The organism is Legionella feeleii (assembly GCF_001467625.1).
GTDB lineage: Bacteria > Pseudomonadota > Gammaproteobacteria > Legionellales > Legionellaceae > Tatlockia > Tatlockia feeleii.
Map to the genome: position 1 here is coordinate 485 of NZ_LNYB01000073.1, position 1489 is coordinate 1973.

A 1489-nucleotide genomic window follows, 5' to 3' on the forward strand; every position below is an offset into this window, starting at 1 on the left:
TTCAAGCCATTGGGCTGTTAATAATGAATTCATGGCTTTTTACACTTATTTAGTGTAAAATATTAATATAAAACTCAAAGAAATAAAATTGTGCAGAACCTTAGCATTGTAGAGTTAACAAAAAAAGCCCAGAGGGATTTGTCTAAAGTTCCTGAATATATTAAAACCAAACTCCTAGTTTGGGTTGACTCGGTAGAGCGATTTGGGATTTATGAAATCCGAAAGATACCTGGATACCATGATGAACCTCTTAAAGGAGATAGAGAGGGGCAGCGGTCAATCCGGCTTTCGAAAGCATACAGAGCAATCTATATTTTAAACAAAAAAAATGAAATGGAAATTATTTCTATTGAAGAGGTAAATAAACATGAGTACTAATGCGCGACGCTACTTGGAAAAATTGGTTGGTTCTTTAAGCCTTGGGAAATCCCTTCGTGCTATTCGGCTGGGTGAAGAAGAAAGCCAAACAAATTTTGCCAAGAAATTAGGTGTTTCCGTACAATATCTTTGTGATCTGGAGCACGATCGAAAAATCGTAAGTCCTAAAAAAGCCAAAGAATTTGCTGATATTTTAGGTTACTCCCCAGAGCAATTTGTTTGCTTGGCCTTACAAGACTCTCTTAATCAATATAATATTCCTATGCATGTCGAGGTGTCGGCCGCCTAAAAGGTGTCATTCTTCTCTTGTATTTAAGCCTATTAGTGTGGAGAGTTAAATGGTTGAAGCTGGATGGGTTATTTACAACAACCATAAAGTTACTATTTTAATAGGCTGTGCCGGTAAGTTTGCGTATGATATTGAAAATCGTAGGTACACCGATGATGGTATGCTTATCGAACCATATGTTTTATACGGATATGGTGGGTTTGAAACAAAAGAAGCTGCCATACAACATGCAAAAACGTGGATCGATCCTTATAAGAAATAAAGGGAGATGTGTTTATGAGTATGGAATACATTCGCATGTATTATAAAGTACCAGCAAAAAGAGGTCAAAAAGTTGTTGCTAATGGCAAATTAGGGCTAATTACTGGTTCAAGAGGTGTCTATTTAAGAATACGCCTAGAGGATCAAAAACGCTCATCTTTATATCATCCTACCTGGGAAATGAGCTATCTCTGAACGAATACATTTAAAACATGGAACATTCGTATTTGTCCTGCATCCTTTAATGTCCCATTTTTAAATCAATTAGGGGTTTCGGCACGCAAATTACCATTTTATGCTGTTTTGGTTTAACCATCTGAATTAAAAGATCTTTTACCTAGGCCAAAAAATTGAATTTCTTCCTAAAATAGCCAGTTTTGGGCTCAAAAATTATTCGCATAAGTAGACATATGTGAATAAAATAGGCATTTTCCCTTGTATTACGCGAAACAAACAGCCATGCTAACTCCGGGGTTGATTATTCACATAATACATACGAATACACTAAAATAATCCAATCAGTAGTTTCACTCATCCTTATTTGTTTTTCATTGTAATTAT

4 protein-coding genes are annotated in these 1489 nt (G+C 35.6%); all 4 read left to right on the plus strand.

The genetic code is table 11. From position 1 onward, the window contains the following. Positions 1-90 precede the first annotated feature (90 nt). Genes Lfee_RS07635 through Lfee_RS07650 form a run of 4 tightly spaced genes read left to right on the plus strand, consistent with a single transcriptional unit; the run spans position 91 to position 1123 of the window. Positions 91-378 (plus strand): type II toxin-antitoxin system mRNA interferase toxin, RelE/StbE family, encoded by a 288-nt coding sequence (locus tag Lfee_RS07635; protein ID WP_238584892.1) that lies wholly within the window; start codon positions 91-93, stop codon positions 376-378. Next, positions 368-667, plus strand: a complete 300-nt coding sequence (locus Lfee_RS07640; RefSeq protein WP_019218439.1) for a helix-turn-helix domain-containing protein — start codon at positions 368-370, stop codon at positions 665-667. The genes Lfee_RS07635 and Lfee_RS07640 overlap by 11 nt, the downstream gene beginning before the upstream one ends. A gap of 49 nt (positions 668-716) precedes the next feature. Then, positions 717-929 (plus strand): hypothetical protein, encoded by a 213-nt coding sequence (locus Lfee_RS07645; RefSeq protein ID WP_058445491.1) that lies wholly within the window; start codon positions 717-719, stop codon positions 927-929. Between the two features lie 14 nt (positions 930-943). Then, positions 944-1123, plus strand: coding sequence for a hypothetical protein (locus Lfee_RS07650; RefSeq protein WP_058445493.1), 180 nt, complete (start codon positions 944-946; stop codon positions 1121-1123). Positions 1124-1489 lie beyond the last annotated feature (366 nt).